At 64.4% G+C, this 20,014-nt stretch carries 23 protein-coding genes and 1 pseudogene; 16 read left to right on the forward strand and 8 right to left on the reverse strand.

All coding sequences use genetic code 11. The annotated features are described in order from the left end of the window. The first annotated feature begins 19 nt into the window (after nucleotides 1–19). Complete coding sequence (locus tag K410_RS0117615; protein WP_049820272.1) at nucleotides 20–877, forward strand: LpxI family protein; 858 nt, start codon at nucleotides 20–22, stop codon at nucleotides 875–877. After that, the gene (gene lpxB / locus K410_RS0117620; protein ID WP_028136122.1) at nucleotides 874–2,052 is read left to right on the forward strand and encodes a lipid-A-disaccharide synthase; all 1,179 of its coding nucleotides are present in this window, start codon (nucleotides 874–876) and stop codon (nucleotides 2,050–2,052) included. Before K410_RS0117615 ends, lpxB begins: the two co-directional genes overlap by 4 nt. A 138-nt stretch (nucleotides 2,053–2,190) precedes the next feature. On the opposite strand, the gene K410_RS0117625 is transcribed toward lpxB, so the two are convergent. The 8 genes from K410_RS0117625 to gltX all read right to left on the reverse strand — a co-directional run bounded on the left by K410_RS0117625 (nucleotide 2,191) and on the right by gltX (nucleotide 11,428). After that, nucleotides 2,191–2,958: an SDR family NAD(P)-dependent oxidoreductase gene (locus K410_RS0117625; RefSeq protein WP_028136123.1), complete on the reverse strand. Its 768-nt coding sequence runs from the start codon at nucleotides 2,956–2,958 to the stop codon at nucleotides 2,191–2,193. Then, the gene (locus tag K410_RS0117630; RefSeq protein ID WP_028136124.1) at nucleotides 2,955–4,064 is read right to left on the reverse strand and encodes an ABC transporter ATP-binding protein; all 1,110 of its coding nucleotides are present in this window, start codon (nucleotides 4,062–4,064) and stop codon (nucleotides 2,955–2,957) included. The genes K410_RS0117625 and K410_RS0117630 overlap by 4 nt, the downstream gene beginning before the upstream one ends. 10 nt (nucleotides 4,065–4,074) lie before the next feature. Continuing rightward, nucleotides 4,075–4,932 (reverse strand): carbohydrate ABC transporter permease, encoded by an 858-nt coding sequence (locus tag K410_RS0117635; protein ID WP_028136125.1) that lies wholly within the window; start codon nucleotides 4,930–4,932, stop codon nucleotides 4,075–4,077. Next, nucleotides 4,925–5,848, reverse strand: a complete 924-nt coding sequence (locus K410_RS0117640; protein WP_028136126.1) for a carbohydrate ABC transporter permease — start codon at nucleotides 5,846–5,848, stop codon at nucleotides 4,925–4,927. The genes K410_RS0117635 and K410_RS0117640 overlap by 8 nt, the downstream gene beginning before the upstream one ends. Beyond that, nucleotides 5,845–7,131, reverse strand: coding sequence for an ABC transporter substrate-binding protein (locus tag K410_RS0117645; protein WP_028136127.1), 1,287 nt, complete (start codon nucleotides 7,129–7,131; stop codon nucleotides 5,845–5,847). The genes K410_RS0117640 and K410_RS0117645 overlap by 4 nt, the downstream gene beginning before the upstream one ends. 58 nt (nucleotides 7,132–7,189) lie before the next feature. Beyond that, a complete protein-coding gene (locus K410_RS0117650) occupies nucleotides 7,190–8,368 on the reverse strand; it encodes an ROK family transcriptional regulator (RefSeq protein ID WP_028136128.1) in 1,179 nt (392 codons plus the stop codon). 185 nt (nucleotides 8,369–8,553) lie between these two features. After that, entirely contained in the window at nucleotides 8,554–9,858 is a 1,305-nt protein-coding gene (gene gltA, locus K410_RS0117655; RefSeq protein WP_028136129.1) for a citrate synthase, read from the reverse strand. A 145-nt stretch (nucleotides 9,859–10,003) separates the two neighbouring features. Next, the gene (gltX, locus tag K410_RS0117660; protein ID WP_028136130.1) at nucleotides 10,004–11,428 is read right to left on the reverse strand and encodes a glutamate--tRNA ligase; all 1,425 of its coding nucleotides are present in this window, start codon (nucleotides 11,426–11,428) and stop codon (nucleotides 10,004–10,006) included. 166 nt (nucleotides 11,429–11,594) lie between these two features. Here gltX and K410_RS0117665 point away from each other — a divergent pair, with 166 nt between their 5' ends. From K410_RS0117665 to K410_RS0117745, 14 genes and pseudogenes are all read left to right on the forward strand, one after another. Then, nucleotides 11,595–13,271 (forward strand): glutamine--tRNA ligase/YqeY domain fusion protein, encoded by a 1,677-nt coding sequence (locus K410_RS0117665; protein WP_028136131.1) that lies wholly within the window; start codon nucleotides 11,595–11,597, stop codon nucleotides 13,269–13,271. Between the two features lie 7 nt (nucleotides 13,272–13,278). Further along, complete coding sequence (locus K410_RS0117670; protein WP_028136132.1) at nucleotides 13,279–13,665, forward strand: nuclear transport factor 2 family protein; 387 nt, start codon at nucleotides 13,279–13,281, stop codon at nucleotides 13,663–13,665. A gap of 177 nt (nucleotides 13,666–13,842) precedes the next feature. Beyond that, nucleotides 13,843–15,063, forward strand: a pseudogene (locus K410_RS36895) (ComEC/Rec2 family competence protein); the annotation flags it as partial. 187 nt (nucleotides 15,064–15,250) lie between these two features. Further along, nucleotides 15,251–15,487: a hypothetical protein gene (locus K410_RS0117680; protein WP_028136133.1), complete on the forward strand. Its 237-nt coding sequence runs from the start codon at nucleotides 15,251–15,253 to the stop codon at nucleotides 15,485–15,487. Next, nucleotides 15,484–16,383: a hypothetical protein gene (locus K410_RS0117685; protein ID WP_155253453.1), complete on the forward strand. Its 900-nt coding sequence runs from the start codon at nucleotides 15,484–15,486 to the stop codon at nucleotides 16,381–16,383. Before K410_RS0117680 ends, K410_RS0117685 begins: the two co-directional genes overlap by 4 nt. After that, nucleotides 16,383–16,628, forward strand: a complete 246-nt coding sequence (locus K410_RS0117690; RefSeq protein ID WP_028136135.1) for a hypothetical protein — start codon at nucleotides 16,383–16,385, stop codon at nucleotides 16,626–16,628. The genes K410_RS0117685 and K410_RS0117690 overlap by 1 nt, the downstream gene beginning before the upstream one ends. Before the next feature lie 196 nt (nucleotides 16,629–16,824). Then, nucleotides 16,825–17,148 carry a hypothetical protein gene (locus K410_RS0117700; RefSeq protein ID WP_049820073.1) on the forward strand — a complete coding sequence of 108 codons (324 nt, stop codon included), beginning with the start codon at nucleotides 16,825–16,827 and terminating at the stop codon, nucleotides 17,146–17,148. A gap of 36 nt (nucleotides 17,149–17,184) precedes the next feature. Next, a complete protein-coding gene (locus K410_RS0117705; protein WP_028136137.1) occupies nucleotides 17,185–17,433 on the forward strand; it encodes a hypothetical protein in 249 nt (82 codons plus the stop codon). A gap of 1 nt (nucleotide 17,434) precedes the next feature. Beyond that, nucleotides 17,435–17,845 (forward strand): hypothetical protein, encoded by a 411-nt coding sequence (locus K410_RS0117710; RefSeq protein ID WP_028136138.1) that lies wholly within the window; start codon nucleotides 17,435–17,437, stop codon nucleotides 17,843–17,845. Nucleotides 17,846–17,921: 76 nt separating this feature from the next. Then, a complete protein-coding gene (locus K410_RS0117715; protein WP_028136139.1) occupies nucleotides 17,922–18,152 on the forward strand; it encodes a hypothetical protein in 231 nt (76 codons plus the stop codon). A gap of 165 nt (nucleotides 18,153–18,317) precedes the next feature. Next, entirely contained in the window at nucleotides 18,318–18,572 is a 255-nt protein-coding gene (locus K410_RS0117725) for a hypothetical protein (protein ID WP_155253454.1), read from the forward strand. Nucleotides 18,573–18,881: 309 nt separating this feature from the next. Beyond that, nucleotides 18,882–19,067, forward strand: coding sequence for a hypothetical protein (locus K410_RS0117730; RefSeq protein ID WP_028136141.1), 186 nt, complete (start codon nucleotides 18,882–18,884; stop codon nucleotides 19,065–19,067). A gap of 235 nt (nucleotides 19,068–19,302) precedes the next feature. Beyond that, complete coding sequence (locus K410_RS36900) at nucleotides 19,303–19,509, forward strand: hypothetical protein (RefSeq protein ID WP_049820074.1); 207 nt, start codon at nucleotides 19,303–19,305, stop codon at nucleotides 19,507–19,509. 31 nt (nucleotides 19,510–19,540) lie between these two features. Beyond that, entirely contained in the window at nucleotides 19,541–20,014 is a 474-nt protein-coding gene (locus K410_RS0117745) for a hypothetical protein (protein WP_028136143.1), read from the forward strand.

Here is a 20,014-nt window from a genome sequence, read left to right on the forward strand (position 1 = left end):
CCTTGGCATGGCCCCGGGCATGACATCGGCGGCTTCGCAAGTTTCATCGCCGGTCGGCATCGTCGCCGGCGGCGGCGCCATGCCGTTCGCGGTCGCCGACTCGCTCGCCGCCCGCGGCATCACGCCGGTGCTGTTTCCGCTTCGCGGCGCCTGCGATCCGGCCCGGGTCGAGAAATTCCGTCACCGCTGGATCTCGGTCGGCCAGCTCGGCCGTGCGATGCGGCTGTTTCGCGAGGAGGGCTGCCGCGACCTGATCTTCATCGGCACCCTGGTGCGCCCCTCGCTCGCGGAGATCCGGTTCGACGTCAAGACGCTGCGCCTGCTCGGCAACGTCATCCGCGCCTTTCGCGGCGGTGACGATCATCTCCTGTCCGGCGTCGGCCGCCTCCTCGAGCAGGACGGCTTTCGCATGGTCGGCATCAAGGACGTCGCCCCGGATCTCCTGATGCCGGAAGGCTGCATCAGCCGCGCCTGGCCGAACGACAACAGCAAGGCCGACATCGAGCGGGGCCGTGCGGTGCTGACCGCGCTCGGCCCGTTCGACATCGGCCAGGCGGTGGTGGTGATCGACGGCCATGTGGTGGCGGTCGAGGACATCGAGGGCACCGACGCGCTGCTCGCGCGCGTGGCGCGGCTGCGCGAGGAGGGACGCATTCGCGCGGCGGCCGGCCGCGGCGTGCTGGTGAAGGCGCCGAAGAGCGGCCAGGACCTGCGCTTCGACCTGCCAACGATCGGCCCGCGCACGCTCGAAGGTGTGGCCGCCGCAGGGCTCGCCGGCATCGCCGTCATCGCCGGCAACACCATCGCGGCCGAGCCGCAGGCGATGATCGCGCTGGCCGACGCCAAATATCTCTTCGTCATCGGCCTGCCGGCGTGATGCAGTCGCGCGATCCCAAGCGCCGGATCTGCCTGATCGCCACCGAGGAATCCGGCGACCGGCTCGGCAGTGCCTTGATGAAGGTGCTGCGCCAGCGCCTCGGCGACGGCGTCGAATTCGTCGGCGTCGGCGGCCGCACCATGGCGCGCGAGGGGCTCGCATCGCTGTTTCCGATCGAGGAGCTGTCGATCGTCGGCTTCGCCGCGGTGGTGCAGCAATTGCCGAAGATCCTGCGGTTGATCCGCACCACCGCCGAGGCCGTGCTGGAAGCCGCGCCGGACGCGCTCGTCATCATCGACAGCCCCGATTTCACCCATCGCGTTGCCCGCCGCGTGCGCGCGAAGAATTCCGCGATTCCGATCGTCGATTACGTCTCGCCGCAACTCTGGGCGTGGCGGCCGGGACGGGCGCGCACCATGCTCGGCTATGTCGACCATGTGCTCGGCCTGTTGCCGTTCGAGCCGGAGGAATACCGCAAGCTCGGCGGACCGCCATGCAGCTATGTCGGCCATCCCCTGATCGAGCAATTGTCCTCGCTGCGGCCGAACGCGGAGGAGCAGGCGCGCCGCAGCAGCGAGCCGCCGGTGCTGCTGGTGCTGCCCGGCAGCCGCCGCAGCGAGGTCAGGCATCATCTCGGCGTGTTCGGCGCAACGCTCGGCCGCTTGCAGGCGGAAGGCTGTGCCTTCGAGCTGATGCTGCCGACCATGCCGCATCTGGAAGCCACCATCCGCGAGGGCATCGCAAGCTGGCCGGTCAAGCCGAGCATCGTGATCGGCGAGAACGAGAAGCGCGCCGCCTTCCGCATCGCGCATGCGGCGCTGGCCAAATCCGGCACGGTGACGTTGGAGCTCGCGTTGTCGGGCATTCCGATGGTGACAGCCTATCGTGTCGGCGCGATCGAGGCCTTCATCCTGCGCCGCGCCATCCGCGTCTCCTCGGTGATCCTCGCCAATCTCGTGATCGGCGAGGACGTCATTCCGGAGTATTTGCAGGAGGATTGCACGCCGGAGAAGCTGGCGCCCGCGCTTCACGACGTGCTGACGGAGTCCCCCCTGCGGCGGCGGCAGGTCGAGGCGTTTGCGCGGCTCGACCAGATCATGTCGACTGGCAACAAATCGCCGAGCGTGCTCGCCGCCGATATTGTGCTCGCCACGATGCGCAAGGACAGGCGATAAGACGACGGTCTCATAGGGTGGGCAAAGGCGCGTAGCGTCGTGCCCACGAGTCGTCGCGATGAGCATAATTCGTGGGCACGGTTCGCTTTGCCCATCCTACGACACCTTGAACGTTGCACCAGTGTGCCCCACCACGCCCTACGCAAGCCCCGCATCCACTCGAAAACACTGCCCCGTGATGCGCTGGCTGTCGTCGGAGGCGAGGAACAGCGCCATGTTGGCGATGTCCTCGGGCGTGACCGCATCGGGAACGGCCTGACGCGAGCGCATCTCGGCGATGACCTTCTCGTCCGGATACCACAGCCGGCGCTGCCGCTCGGTCACGACCATGCCGGGCGCGATCGCGTTGACGCGGATGCGGTCGGGGCCGACCGACCGGGCCAGCGAGTTGGTGAAGCCGACGATCGCCGCCTTGGCCCCGGCGTAGACCGGCAGCGCCGGCGCACCGCGCATCCAGGCGATCGAGGACATGTTGATGATCGAGCCGCCGCCGCGTGCCTGCATCTGCGGCACCACCGCTTGTGCGGCAAAGAAGACGTGCTTGAAATTGACGCCGATCATCCAGTCGAACTCGGCGGGCGTCACCTCAGCCAGCACCTGGCGCTGGTCGTTGGCGGCGTTGTTGACGAGCACGGCGGCGTCGCCAAGCGATCGCTGGACCTCGGCCAGGGCGGCGCGCAAGGCGTCGATATCCAGGAGATCGCAGGGCACGAACAGCGGCGCGGTGCCGCTTGCGGCTGCGACCTCGGCGGCCAGCGCCTTGCCGGCCGCTGCATCGATATCGAGGAACGCGACCCGGGCGCACTGGGCGGCGAAGGCGCGCACGAAGGCGGCACCGATGCCGCTGGCACCGCCGGTGATCAGCACCACGCGGTCGGCGAGGCCGGCATAGCTCGTCTTGGTCATACGATCAGTCGCTCCGTCTTGGGGTCGAACAGGCAAATGCGGCGGGTGTCGAGCGCGAAGGAGGCGGACGTGCCCGGCACCGGCCGGATATCGGGTGAGATGCGCGCCATCGCCGGCTCGCCGCCGAGCCGCAGCGACACCATCGTCTCGGCACCGGTCGGCTCGACCATGTCCACGGGAGCCTCGATGAGGACGGGCGCATCGTTCGAAAACACGCGGCTGCCCTCGGCGATGCATTCCGGCCTGATGCCGAACACCACGTCGCGTCCGACAAAGGAAGCTGCGCTGTCATATCCGCTCAGGCGCAGGCGGATCTGGTCCGGCCGTCCCGCGCCGATCACGACCACCAGCCCGTCATTTTCGGCTTCGAGCCGTGCCGGCAGCGTGTTCATCGGGGGCGAGCCCATGAAGCGCGCGACGAACAGATTGGCGGGATAGCGGTACACGGTATCGGGGTCGGCGAATTGCTGCACGCAGCCCTGATGCATCACGGCGATCCGCGTCGCCATCGTCATGGCCTCGATCTGGTCGTGGGTGACGTAGACGATGGTGGCGCCGATGCGCTGGTGCAGGCGCTTGATCTCCATCCGCATCTCGACGCGCAGCTTGGCGTCGAGATTGGAGAGCGGCTCGTCGAACAGGAAGAGCAGGGGATCGCGGACCAGCGCGCGCCCCATCGCGACGCGCTGGCGCTGGCCGCCGGAGAGCTGCGACGGCTTGCGGCCGAGCAGCGTCTCGATCTGAAGCAGCTTTGCGACATTGGCGACCGCCGCGTCCTGCTCGGCCTTGGGCACGTGACGGCATTCCATCCCGAAGGTGATGTTCTGCCGCACCGTCATCGACGGGTAGAGCGCGTAGGACTGGAACACCATGGCGATGTCGCGGTCCTTCGGCGGGACGTCGTTGACGACGCGTCCGCCGATCTCGATCGTGCCTGCGCTCGGGCGGTCGAGCCCGGCGACGATGTTGAGCAGCGTGGACTTGCCGCAGCCGGACGGTCCGACCAGCACGGTGAATTCGCCGCTCTCGATGTCGAGCGCGATGTCCTTCAGCACCTCCAGATTGGCGTAGCGCTTGGACAGGGCGCGAATGCTCAGTGCTGCCATGACAACTCCATCATTTCACGGCCCCGGCAGTCAGGCCGCGGACGAAGTACTTGCCGCCGAGCAGGTAGATCAACAGCGTCGGCAGCGCGGCGATGATCACCGCCGCGCTCTGCACGCCATGCTGCGGGATGTCGGCGACTGCGGCGGAGAGCGCGATGAGAGCGGCCGTGACCGGCTGCTGCTGGCCGGTCGTGAACGTCACGCCATAGAGGAATTCGTTCCAGATATGCGTGAATTGCCAGATCACTGTGACGATCAGGATCGGACCGGAGAGCGGCAGGATGATGCGCCAAAAGATGCGGAAGAAGCCGGCGCCGTCGATCCGCGCGGCCCTGATCAATTCTTGGGGAATGGCGACGTAATAGTTGCGGCAGAACAGCGTGGTGAAGGAGAGCCCCTGGATGGTGTGGATCAGCACGAGGCCTGCCAGCGTGTTGATGAGACCGATGTCCCGCAGCACGATGGTCCAGGGAAGCAGACGCATCTGCTGGGGCAGGAAAAGCCCGAGGGTCACGATCCCGTAGATCCAGTTGTCGCCGCGAAAGCGCCAGAGCGACACCGCGTAGCCGGCGATGGCGCCGAGCAAGGTCGAGAAGATCGTCGCGGGGATCGTGACCAGCGCGGAGTTCAGCATGTAGGGCCGGATGCCGGAGCAGGTCTCGGCCACGCAGAAGCCGCTCCAGGCGGCGGCGTAGTTGCTCCAGGCCAGATGTTGCGGCCAGCCGATCATCGAACCCTGCGCGATCTCCTCGTTGGTCCGCAGCGAGTTCAAAACGACGACGACCAGCGGCGCGAGCCAGGCCGCGGCGATCAGTGAAACGACGAGGTAGATCAAGATCCGGCTCGGGGTGAAGCTGCGCTCACGCATGGACGGCCCGCCGTCGCTGGAAATATCGCCATGCCGCATAGGGCACGAGCACCGCGAGAAGGATGAGCAGCATCAGCACTGCCGCCGCGGCGCCGCGGCCGAGCAGGCTGCGCTGGAACATGAGGTCGTAGACCACCAAAGCGGGCAGCTGGGTCGCAATTCCCGGTCCGCCATTGGTGAGGGCGCGGACGAGGTCGAACGTCGAAATCGCGAACTGCAGCTGGATCACGACGACGGTGATGGTGATCGGCCAAAGCGACGGCAGGATGATGCGCCGGTAGATCCGGACCGGTCCGGCACCATCGATCTGCGCGGCCTTGATGATGTCGGCGTCGACGGAGCGCAGGCCGGCGAGAAACAGGGCCATGGCAAAGCCCGAGGATTGCCAGATCGCGGCGACGACGATGGTCCAGATCGCCATGTCGCGGTCGATCAGCCAGTCGAACTTGAAGGAGGTCCAGCCGAGATCGTGAACCAGCTTCTGAATCCCGAGGCCGGGATTGAGCAGCCAGCTCCAGACCGTGCCGGTGACCACGAACGACACGGCGAGGGGATACAGGAAGATCGATCGCAGCACGTTCTCGCCGCGAATGCGCTGATCGAGCAGGATCGCAAGAACGAGGCCGGTCGCCGCACTCAACACCACGAACGCAATGCCGAACAGCAGCAGGTTGTCGAAGGCGATCTGCCAGTTCCGCGATGCCAGGACGGCCGTGTAGTTGCGCAACCCCACCCAGCCCGTAACAGGGATCAGCGTGGAGGGCGTGAACGAGATCCAGATCGTCCACAGCGAGAACGAGACGAGGTGCGCTGCGGAGAGCAGCAGCGGCACCCAGATCATCAGGTATTCCGGCAGCCGGCGCACCCATTCAGGAAGCGCTGGCCGGCCCGGTCTTATCGCGGCGGCATTGCTCAACGTGCGCCCTCGACGGCCTCGGCGAGGCGGGTCGCCGCCTGCTCGGGCTTGATCGTCTTGTTCTTCACGAACTCCGTGATCACGTCGATCATCGCTGCGGTCATGCCGTTTTCCTGCGCCATGTTGTGCGCCATGCTGAGCACCGCCTGGTTGCTGGCGATAGCGTCCTTCAGGGCCTTTGCAGTCGTGCGTTGACCCTCCGACCAGCCTTCGCCGGACAGATCGACATCGGTGCGCACGGGGATCGATCCGGTGATCTGCGAGTACATGGTCTGGATCGCCGGATCCATGACCAGCTGGGCCATCAGCGTCTGGCCGGCTTGCAGGTCAGCCTCCTTGCGCTGCCAGAAGATGAAGGCGTCGGCATTCAGCAGGAAGACCGGCTTGCTGTTGTCGCTGGGACCTGGCGCAATCATGAAGTCCTCGAGCTTGAAGCCGGCGTTGCGCAATACGCCCTGGGCCCAGCCGCCCATGATCATCATGCCCATGTCGCCGTCGATGAAGCGCTTCAGATTGGTCGAGAAGTGCTGGGCGCCGACGTTGGGGTCCATCCAATCGGCGATCTTGCGCACTTGTGCGAACGCAGCCTTGATCTCGGGACCCTCCAGAGCCTTCTTCTCGAGATTCATGATGGCGGCGCGGTAGGCGAGCGGACTGATGCCGGCCAGGGCGGCCTCGAATTTCTGCCCGTCATCCGGGCGGGTGCCGCCGTTGGCGATGGGATGGGCGACGCCGCCGGCCTTCATCTTTTCAGCGAGCTCGTTGAAGTCCGCCCAGGTGACCGGGATCTTGTCGGACTTGGCCTTGTCCATGGCGCGCTTGGACAGGAACAGCATGTTGGTGCTGTAGATCTGCAACGGCAGTGCGATCCATTTGCCGCCGGGCTTGTGCAGTTTCGCAAGGTCCGGCGCGACGACTTTCTCGTAACCGGCGGCGGCGACGACGGCGTCGAGATCGACGGTCGGGGCAATCTTCGACCAGGCCGCAATCTCGGGACCTTTGAGCTGCGAGCAGGCCGGCGGATCGCCGGCCATGATCTGGGCGCGCAGCTTGTTCATCATCTCGGTGGTGAAGCCGGGCACGGGCGAATGCTGCCAAACGCCGCCCTTCTCCTCGAACTTCTTGCCGAGCGCGGTGATGGCCGCGCCGTCGCTGCCTGCTGACCATTGCGAGATCGCGGTCAGGCGCGGCTTGACCGCGCCTTGCGCGCGGGCAAAGGCCGGCAGTGCGAGCGTAGCGACGGAGCCAGCGAGCAGACGGCGCCTTGTTGTGGTGATCGGCATGGCAGTTCCTCCCGGTGTGAAGTTTCGGCGCGTGTAGGACGTTCAGGTTCAGCGCATGTCAGGCCGCCTCCGTCGAGGCCGCGGGCATGCCGCCACGGCTGGCGAGACAAAAGGCGGCAAAGGCGAGCGCGGCCTGCGGATCGTTGCCGGTCGACGGCGGCACGAAGGCGATGGACACCTGCGCCAATTTGCGTCCGCCCAGCAGGCAGGCATCGATCCCTTCGATCACGGCGTTGCGATCATCTGCGGCGAGAAGCGACGGCCAGCCGCTGATGGCAACGCCGCCGCACGGTTTCACGTTCAGCGTGTTGCCAATCGCAAGGCCGAGCCGGAACAGCCGCCGGCGCAGCTCCTGCCGTACGCGCGATGAGATCGGTATCGTGCTCACCCATTCGTTGCCGAGCCGAAGCAGCTCGGCTTCGGCGACGCCGAGAAGCTCGGCCAGGGCCGGAATCGACGCATAGGCCTCGACGCAGCCATGATGTCCGCAGCGGCAGCGCGGCCCTTCGGGCTGGAACACCATGTGGCCGAGCTCGATCGGTTGCAGCGCCTCGGCCTTCGCCGGATCATCCATCCAGGCGCCGGCAACGCCGTGGCTGACAAGCACGAACAGATGCGTGTCGCTGAACGGATAATTCTGGGTGCGGCAGCGGTGAAAGGTGGCGTGGGCGACCACCGAATTGGTGATCTCGAGCGGCACGCCGGCGAACATCTCGTCGAACATCTCGCTGAGGCGCCCCACATCGCAGGGAATGATCGGGTTGGCCGAGATGCTGAGACGGCCGAGGCCTGGAATGGAGACGCCGATCTGGGCGAGGGAGATGCGGCGGCGCCGCGTCCAGTCGCGCAGCAATGTCATGGCTTCGCGAAATGCCTGGCCGACGGTCTCGGCGGTCGGCGTCTTCGGCAGCTTCACGCGCTCGGCATAGTGCAGCTCGCCCGACAGGCCGCCGACGCCGACGCTGAGATGCTGAGCAGTCAGCTCGAACGCCGCGAGGGCGACCGAGCCGTCGAGCGACACGAGGCCGGTCGGACCGCCGACGTAAGGGGCAGGGCGCCGCACCTCCTCGATCAGGCCTTCGGCCTTCAGGTCGAACAGGATGCGCGACAGGCTCGCTTCCGACAGGCGCACGGCCTTGGCCAGCGGCGGACGGAACGAGCCGCCCGACTGAAGCAGATGGGTCAAAATGGCAGCGCGCGTCTGCCGCCGACTTCTCGGCTGCTCCGGCATTTCCATCCCTGTCGTCATTCTTACTTAGTGTAAGAATGCGCGCGGGGCTGCTCGACTGTCAAGCCGCTTGCCGCCATGTCCATGGACTTGTTGTTGTGCGCGGCAGCACGATGAGCGCTACGGCACCTGCACAAACGAAAACGGCGCCATCTTGCGATGACGCCGTTTCGATAGCCGTATCAGCTCAGGACTTACTTGCGATCCTTCATCGCGACGTAGTCGCGCTTGGTGACGCCGGTGTAGAGCTGGCGGGGCCGGCCGATCTTCTGCTGCGGGTCCTCGATCATCTCGCTCCACTGGCTGATCCAGCCGACGGTGCGGGCGACCGCGAACAGCACGGTGAACATCGAGACCGGGAAGCCCATCGCCTTCAGCGTGATGCCCGAATAGAAGTCGACGTTCGGGTAGAGCTTGCGGTCGATGAAGTACTGGTCGCTGAGCGCGATCTTCTCGAGCTCCATCGCCACCTTCAGCATCGGATCGTCGCCATGGCCGGTCTCCTTGAGCACGGCGTGACACATCTTCTGCATGAGCTTGGCGCGCGGATCGTAGTTCTTGTAGACGCGGTGACCGAAGCCCATCAGGCGGACTTCGGAGTTCTTGTCCTTCACCTTGGCGATGAATTCGGGAATCTTGTCCACGGTGCCGATCTCGGCGAGCATCGCGAGCGCAGCTTCGTTGGCGCCGCCATGCGCCGGGCCCCAGAGGCAGGCGATGCCGGCGGCGATGCAGGCGAACGGGTTGGCGCCGGACGAGCCGGCGATGCGGACCGTCGAGGTCGAGGCGTTCTGCTCGTGGTCAGCGTGCAGAATGAAGATCTTGTCCAGCGCGTCGGCGAGCACCGGGTTGATCTTGTAGTCCTCGCACGGCACGGCGAAGCACATGTGCAGGAAGTTCTCGGCGAACTTCAGCGAGTTCTTCGGGTACACGAAGGGCTGGCCGATCGTGTACTTGTAGGCCATCGCCGCCAGGGTCGGGATCTTCGCGATCATGCGCATGGATGCGATCATGCGCTGTTTCGGATCGTTGATGTCGGTGCTGTCGTGATAGAACGCGGCGAGCGCGCCGACTGCGGCCACCATGATCGCCATCGGATGAGCGTCGCGGCGGAAGCCCTGGAAGAAGCGGGCCATCTGCTCGTGCACCATCGTGTGATGGATCACGCGGTCGTCGAAATCCTTCTTCTGCGCGGCGGTGGGCAGGTTCCCGTAGAGCAGGAGATAACAGGTCTCCAGGAAGTCGCCGTTCTCGGCGAGCTGCTCGATCGGGTAGCCACGGTATTCCAGCACGCCCGCGTCGCCGTCGATATAGGTGATCTTGGACTGGCAGCTCGCGGTGGAGGTGAACCCGGGATCGTAGGTGAACAGGCCGGACTGGCCGTACAGCTTGCCGATATCGATGACATCAGGCCCGACGCTGCCGCTGTGGATCGGGAGATCGTAATTCTTGTTTCCGACCGTCAGCGTAGCGGTCTTTGGGCTTGGTTTTGCGTCCATCAGAGGTCCCCGATGTATGGTGAAACGGGCCGGAGCCGGAGCCCCCGAGGCAGGTCCTGGGGGCAGGCGGATGTTCCCGAAGGTACGGGGCAGATGGGTATATTATTGCTATGTGCGCTGCAAGATCGCCGCACGCATGGTCGACTTACGTCGTAGACTGATCCTTAAGCCGGCCAAGGCTTTCCTGGCGTCCCAGGACGTCCAAAACCTCAAATATACCAGGCGACGTCGTCCGTCCGGTCAGCGCCGCCCGGAGGGGCTGGGCGACCGCGCCGAGCTTGAGACTATTTTCCTCGGCAAAGGCGCGCAGCGCGGCCTCGGTGCTGGTGCCGCTCCAGGTCTCGACTGTCTCCAGCGCGGCATGAAGCTGGCCGATCAGCTTGCGGTTTTCCGGCGTCAGCAGGGCTTGCGCCTTGGGATCGAGCTCCAGCGGCCGATCGGCGAAGATGAAAGTGGCGCCGTCGATCAGCTCGATCAACGTCTTGGCGCGCTCCTTCAGGGCCGGCATCGCCTTCGCGAGCTGCGCGCGCGTGGTGTCGTTTAACTTGGCCTTAAGCTCGGCCCGACCCGGCACGTGGTCGAGCACGTCCTCGAACATCTTCACGAGCGATTGATCGTCGGCGTGGCGGATATAGTGGCCGTTGAGGTTTTCCAGCTTGGCAAAATCGAAGCGGGCGGCGGCGCGGCCGACGCTGGCGAGGTCGAACGCTTCGATCATCTCCTCGGTCGAGAAGATCTCCTGGTCGCCATGGCTCCAGCCGAGCCGGACGAGATAATTGCGCAGCGCCGCCGGCAGATATCCCATGGCGCGGTAGGCATCGACCCCGAGCGCGCCGTGGCGCTTCGACAGCTTTGAGCCGTCCGGACCGTGGATCAGGGGAATGTGGGCCATGCTCGGCAGCGCCCAGCCCATCGCATCGTAGATCTGCTTCTGGCGGGCGGCGTTGATCAGATGGTCGTCGCCGCGGATCACGTGGGTGACGCCCATGTCGTGGTCGTCGACCACCACCGCGAGCATGTAGGTCGGGTTGCCGTCGCCGCGCAGCAGGACGAGGTCGTCGAGGTTCTCGTTCTGCCAGACCACGCGGCCCTGAACCTGATCCTCGATCACGGTCTCGCCGGTCTGCGGTGCGCGCAGGCGGATGGTCGGCTTGACGTCGCCAGGAGCGGTCGCGGGATCGCGGTCGCGCCACATGCCGTCATAGAGGCGGGTGCGGCCCTCGGCGCGCGCCTTCTCGCGCATCGCGGCGAGCTCCTCCGCACTGGCGTAGCAGCGATAGGCCTTGCCGTCGGCGAGCAGCTGCTCGGCGACCTCGCGGTGACGCGCGGCGCGGGCGAACTGGTAGATCACCTCGCCGTCCCAGCCGAGCTCGAGCCATTTGAGACCGTCGAGAATAGCGCCGATCGCGGCCTCGGTCGAGCGCTCGCGGTCGGTGTCCTCGATCCGCAGCAGCATCTTGCCGCCGTGCTTCTTCGCATACAGCCAGTTGAACAGCGCCGTGCGGGCGCCCCCGATATGGAGGAAGCCGGTCGGCGAGGGGGCGAAGCGGGTGACGACGGAATCGGTCATTCTTGGCAGGGCCTATGCATTGGAAGCGGTGGTGTATAGCAGGACCGGCGCATAACTAAAGCCCGACGGCGAACCTGCCGGGCCTGCTTAAGCTCTTGCTTAGGCTCTTGGCTCAGCCTCCCGAATTTGGCAGAAGGATCGCTGATTTCCCGACAGGATTTTGGTAATGACAGAACCGGTGGCAGCTGAGGTTGGGCGCGATTTCATTCGTGACATCATTCAGGCCGACCTCGATCAGGGCAAGTACAGGGAAATCGTGACCCGGTTCCCGCCGGAGCCGAACGGCTACCTGCATATCGGCCACGCCAAGTCGATCGCACTCAACTTCGGCATCGCCCAGGAGTTTCCGGGCCGCTGCCACTTGCGCTTCGACGACACCAATCCGGTCAAGGAAGAGCAGGAATACATCGATTCCATCCAGGCCGACGTGCGCTGGCTCGGCTTCGACTGGGGCAAGAACCTGTTCTTCGCCTCGGACTATTTCGATCGCCTGTACGAATGGGCGGAGCAGCTGATCCGCGACGGGCTCGCTTATGTCGACGACCAGACCCAGGAGGAGATCCGCGCCTCCCGCGGCACGCTGACCGAGCCCGGCAAGAACTCGCCGTTCCGCGACCGCAGCGTGGAGGAGAATCTCGACCTGTTCCGGCGCATGAAAGCCGGCGAATTTCCGAACGGCGCGCGCGTGCTGCGGGCCAAGATCGACATGGCCGCCGGCAACATCAACCTGCGCGATCCGGTGCTGTACCGCATCCTGCACGCGCATCATCCGCGCACCGGCACGAAGTGGAGCATCTATCCGAGCTACGATTATGCGCACGGCCAGTCGGACGCGATCGAGGGCATCACGCACTCGATCTGCACGCTGGAGTTCGAGGACCACCGGCCGCTTTACGACTGGTTCATCGAGAAGCTGCCGGTGCCGTCCAAGCCGCATCAGTACGAGTTCGCGCGGCTGAACCTGACCTACACGCTTCTGTCCAAGCGCGTGCTGACGCAGCTCGTCCGCGACGGCCATGTCGCGGGCTGGGACGATCCGCGCATGCCGACCATGGCCGGGATGCGCCGCCGCGGCGTGCCGCCGGCGGCCTTGCGCGAGTTCGTCAAGCGCATCGGCGTTGCCAAGGCCAACAGCGTCGTCGATGTCGGCATGCTGGAGTTCTGCATTCGCGAGGAGCTGAACCGCACCGCGCAGCGCCGCATGGCGGTCTTGAAGCCGCTGAAAGTCGTGATCGAGAACTACCCGGAAGGGCAGACCGAGGAGCTCGAGGCGATCAATCATCCCGACGATCCCTCGGCGGGCACGCGGAAAATCACGTTCGGCCGCGAGCTCTATATCGAGCAGGACGACTTCATGGAGAACCCGCCGAAGAAGTTCTTCCGCCTGTCGCCGGGCAACGAGGTGCGGCTGCGCTACGCCTATTTCGTCAAGTGCACCGGCGTGATCAAGAACGACAAGGGCGAGGTGGTGGAGCTGCGCTGCAGCTACGATCCCGCGACCAAAGGCGGTAACGCGCCGGACGGCCGCAAGGTCAAGGCGACCATGCACTGGCTGCCGGCGGCGACCTCGAAACCGGCGGAAATCCGCATCTACAACCAGCTGTTTGCCAATCCGAGCCCGGACGCTTCGAACTTCGCGACCGATCTCAATCCGAACTCGCTGGAGATCCTGTCCGATGCGCGGGTCGAGGCAGCGGTGGCCGAGAGCAACTCGACCGAGCCGATGCAGTTCGAGCGCCAGGGCTATTTCGTGCGCGACAGGGACTCGACGCCCGGCAAGCCGGTGTTCTCGCGCACCATCGGCCTGCGCGACACCTTCGCGAAGGAAGTAGCGAAGGGCTGAGGCACGCATGAGCACGGAGGCCGACGCCATCGCTGCCGCCATCATCGCGAAATGGTGCGCCGGCTTCGCGACGCTCGATGCAGCGACGCTGTCGTCGCTCTATGCGAAGAGCGCATTCTTCTTCGGCTCGAATCCGAAGCTCTATCGGGGCAGGGACGGCGTCGCGGACTATTTCAACGGCCTGCCGCGCTGGCGGCAGCCGCGCGCCGTATTCTCCGACGTGAACGCAGCGCAGGCCGGCCCGGATCTGATCAACATGGCCGCGACCATCTCGTTTGATCTCGCCGGCGAGCGGGACGATCTCATCGTCAAGATGAGCTGGGTCATCATCCGTGAGGACGGCGAGTGGAAGATCGTCAATCACCACGCCTCGGCGCAGGCGCCGCTGATTTAGCCACGACTCTATCGTCATTCCGGGATGGCCCGCAGGGCCAGGCCCGGAATCCATAACCACGAACGATGGAAGAGAAAAAGTAGGGCGCCTTCCCGCGTTCCCGATCTGTACCGCTATTCGCCCGGCCGCACGTTCCGGTAGCCTCGGTGCCAGTCGCGTCGCGTAAGGTGCAGGGAAATGGCGGAGCAGGGCCGGCCGGTACGCGCCCAGGGGATTGCCGGGACGTGGCCGGTCGGCCGCGCCGCACCTGCCGGCGGCCTTGCTCCGACGGGTCTCGGCATCTGGCCCGCAATCGTCGAAACGCTCCGTGGATGGGCCCGCGCCGAAGCCGGTCCCGGGCGCCTGCTGCCCTGGGTGCCGGTCGCCTTTGGCGGCGGCATCGCGCTGTATTTTGCCGCCGATCATGAGCCGGTGCTGTGGGTCGTCGCGACGACGGCGGCCGCACTGCTGCTCGGCGCGATCCTGCTGCGGCGGAGCCGGCTGTTCGCGCCCGCGCTCATGATCGCGGCGGTCGCTTCCGGCTTTGCCGGGGCGAGCTGGAAGACGGCGCGCGTCACCCATACCGTGCTGGCCAAGCCGCTCTATTCCGTGTCGCTGTCGGGCTTCGTCGAGACGCGCGACATCCGCGAGCGCACCGACCGCTTCGTGCTGCGCGTCACCGCCATGGAGGCGCAGCGCAGCGACGTCAGGCTCGAGCGCGTCCGCCTGTCGGTGCGCAAGGGCACCGCGCCCGAGGTCGGCAGCTTCGTTCGATTGAAAGCGCGGTTGATGCCGCCGCTCTCGCCGGTGCGCCCGGGTAGCTACGACTTCTCGCGGGACATGTTCTTTCAGGGCATCGGCGCCTCCGGCTTCGTGATGGGCGCGATCACGGCTTCAATCCCGCCCGATGCCGGTGGCCTGCGGCTGCGCTACGCGGCCTTCATGCAAGGCCTGCGCGATGCGATCGACGCCCGCATCCGCGCGACGCTCGAGGGCGACAACCGCGCGATCGCGACCGCGCTGCTCACCGGGCGGCGCGATGCGATTTCCGCGCCCGTCAACGACGCGATGTTCATCTCGGGGCTCGGGCACGTTCTCTCGATCTCCGGCTATCACATGGCGGTGGTCGCGGGGGTCGTCTTCTTCGCGGTGCGCGCGCTGCTGGCGTTGATCCCGGGCCTGGCCGTCGGGTTCGCCATCAAGAAATGGTCGGCGGCCGCAGCATTGGTGGCCGCGGCGTTCTATCTGCTGCTCTCGGGTGCGGAGGTCGCAACCCAACGATCGTTCTTCATGACGGCGGTGGTGCTGATCGCGGTGATGGTCGACCGCCGCGCCATCACCTTCCGCACGCTGGCGGTGGCGGCGCTGATCGTGCTCGCGGTCGCGCCGGAGGCGCTGGTGCATCCGAGCTTCCAGATCTGAGACGCTCTGTCGTCGTTGCATAGCGATGCGCGCGAAAACTCCTTTTTTCTCAAGGAGTAGGCGGTCGTTCGCCTGGGCAGTAGCGGGAACGAAAACCGATCAAATACCGGCATATTTCTGGACTTCCAGGCGGAAAGTCCCGGACAAAGTCCCGAACCGATTCCGCCTGCACCCGAGGGGAACCATGATCGACACCAACTACAACGCCGACCCGACCTGCTTCCTGCCGCCAAACCCTGAGGCCGCTTACCCCTTCGACTGTGCCGCCCGCCGGGCCGACGACGAAACCCGTCACATGCAGCTCACGGTCGTGGTGGCGCATCTGAAGAACGGGACCCGCGCCGGCTTCCTGGAGCGGCAGATCGGCATCGTCAAGTCTCACAAGGTCCGGGTGGCCGCCAACCGGGAGGTGGTGTCGTGACCGAACAGACACGCGATCCTGCCCAAAGTGGGGCGGCCCATGACTTGGCGGTTGAAGTCGATGGCTGTTTTCAGGCGGCATACGCCGAGGGGCTGTCCGAACGACTTGCGGAATCTGATCAGGACATCGGCACGCTGGCCGACCTCATCTTCCGACGACTAATCCCAGCGCATCAGGCCGCCTGCGTAGTGCTCGCGGACGAGGCGCTGAAGACTTGCGGGGCCCAGCTCCACGGGCATAGCGGCGCAGTGGAGAATGAAAAGCGCGCCGAGCAGAGCAACCCAGGAGGCGGTCATGAAGTAACCGAGCGAGATTCCCAACATGAGAGAACATCTGACAAGCCCCTGCCGGATGAACCCGCGCCGGCAGCGGGCGGTCAGACCGAGCCATGGCCGCCGCTGAAAATGGCACTCTGGCGCGTCCTTATGGACGAAAACCTCAACGACGGCCACTACATCAAGGCTTTCGAGCTTATCGAAAAGCTCTACAGCGCAGTGCTATCGGCCGGTCGTTCTCCGGCAGCGTGGGAATGCCAGGGCAGAAAGCAGGCACTGCCAGAGCCAGCGGATTGCAATTGGCCCGACTGCGGGTGCGATCCGCACGCTACGAAGGTCATCGAGTCATTGCTTGAGCAGGGTTGGTGCGATGGCACGGTGACGCGCCAGCAATACCAGAAAGAGATCGCCCAGCTTCGCGCTCAGGTCGAGACTGCGAACGCCCGGCTGCGTCAGCTTAAGGACTCCATCGACACCCGTATCAACGACCTGCTCTGCGAAACCAAGCCAGGTTACGATGACAGTGTGGTTGGCATCAATGACGCATGGGATGTGGTGCGTAAAGCCTGCGATCTCTACATCGCTATGTCGCACTCATCGACAATGCGGGAGGGCGAGTGATGGGCCTCGAAACGATCACACTAGAGCGCTTCGAGTGCGACCGCTGCGACAACAGCGAGGACATCCAATGCGGCAACGTCGAGCACCGCGCCAATTGGGGCCACGCCAGCGCGCAGGGCTACCAAGGGAAGCAGCTATTTTGGCTCGATTACAAAGTGACGCTGTGTCCCGTATGCTGCAAGAGCCTTCAGGAATGGTTCGGCTCGCGCGAGCACTCTCCGCATGTGCGGGAGCCTGGCCAATGACCATGGGATTCCGAAACAGGTCGCGGCCGTCGCGAGCCACTTATGACGGCTCTCCGACATCCGGCCGGATCGTCGTCGGCACAGTCTGTGTTGTGGCGCTAGCGCTCGGGCTGACAATCATCTGGCCTCTGCTCTGGCTGGCGCCGCTCGCGCTGTGCGGCCTCTACGCAGCGGCATTCAAGCCTGAGGTATTCGAATGAGCATCATCAAACGCCGAGAGACAATGCGGGCCGAGATGAAGCCGGACATGTACGGCGGCCCGGAATGCGATCAGATGGAGCCGCGCTGGTGGACCTATGCCGACGGCGACAAGGACGGAGACTATGAGCATAAGCCTCTTACCTTGGATGCCAAGATGTTCCCGCCAGGGACGGTCATCTCGATTGAGGAGCCGGTCTGCCCGAAGTGCGAGGAAACTCGCGAGCCGAATTATAAGAACGGAAAATATCTGCCGGGGCACGCCGCGAAATGCCGCTGCGGGTTCAACTGGGACGACTGGGTGGGCAATGAATACTCATAGCCTTTCACAGTTCCCACATGAACGGCAGGCTGACCGATGACGCGGGTTGAACTGCTTCTTGAAATCGAGCGGGCAGAGATCGAATGCGATCGGCTGCGCGAGTTGGCTCAAATGGCTCCGCTCAATCCTTATCGGCTGGACGCCAACGGCCACCGCTGGGTGGAGCAACAATCGTATGCATGGGCCGCCCGCGGGAATGACTGGATTGCGGCCTGCAACAAGCGGGACGCGCTTCGCGCCGCCCTGTCTCATCTTTCCCAAAACCTGCAACCTGAGGAGTCCTGACATGACCAGAGACGAAGCAGCCGCCGCGCTGGATGGCAATCAGTACCGCGAGGAAGGCTCGACGGAGCTGTTTAGGGCGATGAAGGCCGCCGGCCTTGTCGCCGTGTACGGCGCCAGCGATGATCTGATGGAATTCGAGGGGGCTATCCGTGATGAGGTCGGCGTCTACAATGGCGGCATCGCGTACCTCAACCGCAAGGGCCTGATCGCCAACGAGTGCGAGAGCGACAATTGCCCCTATCACAAGCAGGTCCTAAAGGATGCGCCTGCTGCGATCGAGGCCGTCTGGGATAGCAACGGATTCTCCTGGCAGTACAAGACCTCACTGCCGCATAGCAAATTCATCATTAAGGAAGACGGCGAGAACTATTGCGAGGGCATCGTCTTCTCGCTTGCCGACATTTCGCGCTGAAGCATCTTCACGACGACCATCAAGCCGCGCCGCCTCGCGCGGCCGATACCTAGCAGCACTAACCGGAGATGAGACGATGCGAGCACTTGAGGAGACGGTCGTGCGATTCCAGGGCGAAGGTAGCCTTGGCGATAGTGCCGACTTGGAGGTGCGCTACGATAACCGCGGCGAGCCGTACCGCCGCGGGATCACCCTCACCTTCAACGACCACCGGACTGGCGCCTATATCAGTGTGTTCTTGGAGCAGCACGAAGCAGGGAAGGTCCGCGACCTGATCGACACCCTGTATCCAGCCCGCCGTACCTGAAAGTCGAACAGATGAACAAACAGCTTCCCTGGTGGGCTTACGTGCTGATGGTCCCCTTTGCTCTGCCCGTCATCGTTCTTGTCGGCTGGGTCATTGAAACGATCGTAGAGATGGGCGGCGGTTAGCCGTTTCTGGAATGTGACCGACAAATCAAAGGAGACTGAAATGCAATCGAGAGATTTTTGCTACTGGCTTCAAGGGTTCTTTGAAGTCGCATCCATGACGCACGAGGACCGGAAGCCGGAGGTCACGGGATTGAACGCTGCGCAGGTCTCGATGATCCGCAACCATCTCAATCTGGTCTTTGCACACGAGATCGACCCGGCTATGGGGCCGAAGGAGCGCCAGGACAAGCTCAACAAGATCCACGGCGGGACGGCCACGGCCGTGTTTCCTAATCAGCCGGTCATGCGCTGCTAGGCGCTCGCATCTATAGGAAATGCTTCTATGCGCCACAGACCTCATGACCACAACTATTTGCGCCGGATTTACCATCGCCATGGCGGTCAATGGCAGTGGCGAGTTGCCAAGACAGAACATCAATGCGGTTGAGCCTCAGGACTGTGCCGGACACGCAGTCATTCGATTCTCTTTGGCTCACTAAGTCGTCCCGGCGAACCGCTGCTTTATAGGAGGGGCGCGGGCCTGTTGTAACAATACGTGAATACGAAAGACTTGCGTATACGTAAAAGGTGCGTATAGTGGTTTCCATCAAAGACGGAGGCCACTATGACCAACCAGTTCAAGATCGGCGACCGGGTTGTTGACCGGGACGGAGACAAGGCCGACGTGGTTGACGTCTCAAGGGACGGGAAGCGCATCAAAGTGGAGATGTGGGTCGGCGGCGCCCGCCCGAAGCTTCAGCGAATTTGGGTTGCCGCTGGTGGATTTGCGAAGGTGGAGGGGTCCAAGTGACCCCCGCCCAATACAAGGCAGCAATCAAGGCTTTGGGGCTGTCTCAGGAGCGTGCCGGCGAATGGTTGGGCGTGTCACCAAGGACCAGCCAGAACTATGCAGCCAAGGGGCCTCCGGAGCCGGTAGCGAAGCTGCTGCGGCTAATGCTCCGGCTCAAGCTGCATCCGGATCAGGTGAAATAGGTCCGCTCACATGGAAGGGATCGAAGATGAGCAACCGATGAATTGACGAGGCGATGAAAATAGCGAAGCCGGATTGGACAGTTGCGCAGGTCCGCGATTTGGCCGCTGTCTTCGATCGCTTTTACATCGAGGGCATCATGGCAGCTGCGGAGAAGGCGAGATCATGGGGTAATGAGGCCGGCGGCGGCTCAGGCCAGGGTGGCGAAGGATACATCAGCCTTGCTGACGCCATCACGCGACTGATCAACGATCGACGCTAGCCCCTAGCACCTGACAAGGGAGCATCCGCCCGTGAGTAAACCAAACGAAGTCCGCATCATCCCCTGCGGGGCCTGTGGCGGGGACGGGGGCCATCACGGTTTCGACGATGTATGGGAGCGCTGCAATCTATGCAGCGGCGAAGGTGAGCTTGAGTACGACGTGGAGGACATCAAGATGGAAGATTTGGAATCCTCGCCCCCAGCGAGCGGCAAAGCGATTTGCTCGCCACAACTCGACAGGACCCGGTTGGAAGCTGCCTTCGAAGCCTATTGGGCTGCTGAGGGCGGAACGTTCAAGGGGATTGAGGCGGCAATCACGGCCTATCTCAACGGGCAGGACGACCTCGTGGAGAGGTGCGCCAAGATTGCTGAGCCGTCAGGACCTCGCCCCTGCGACTGCGAGCGCTGCGATTGCCACAACCAAGGCGATGCCGAAGCCGTGGCGAGCTGGGACGCCGGCATGGCTACCGCGAACGCTATTCGCGCCTTAGCCGCTCGCACCTGA

Source organism: Bradyrhizobium sp. 22, from assembly GCF_000482425.1.
GTDB lineage: Bacteria > Pseudomonadota > Alphaproteobacteria > Rhizobiales > Xanthobacteraceae > Bradyrhizobium > Bradyrhizobium japonicum_B.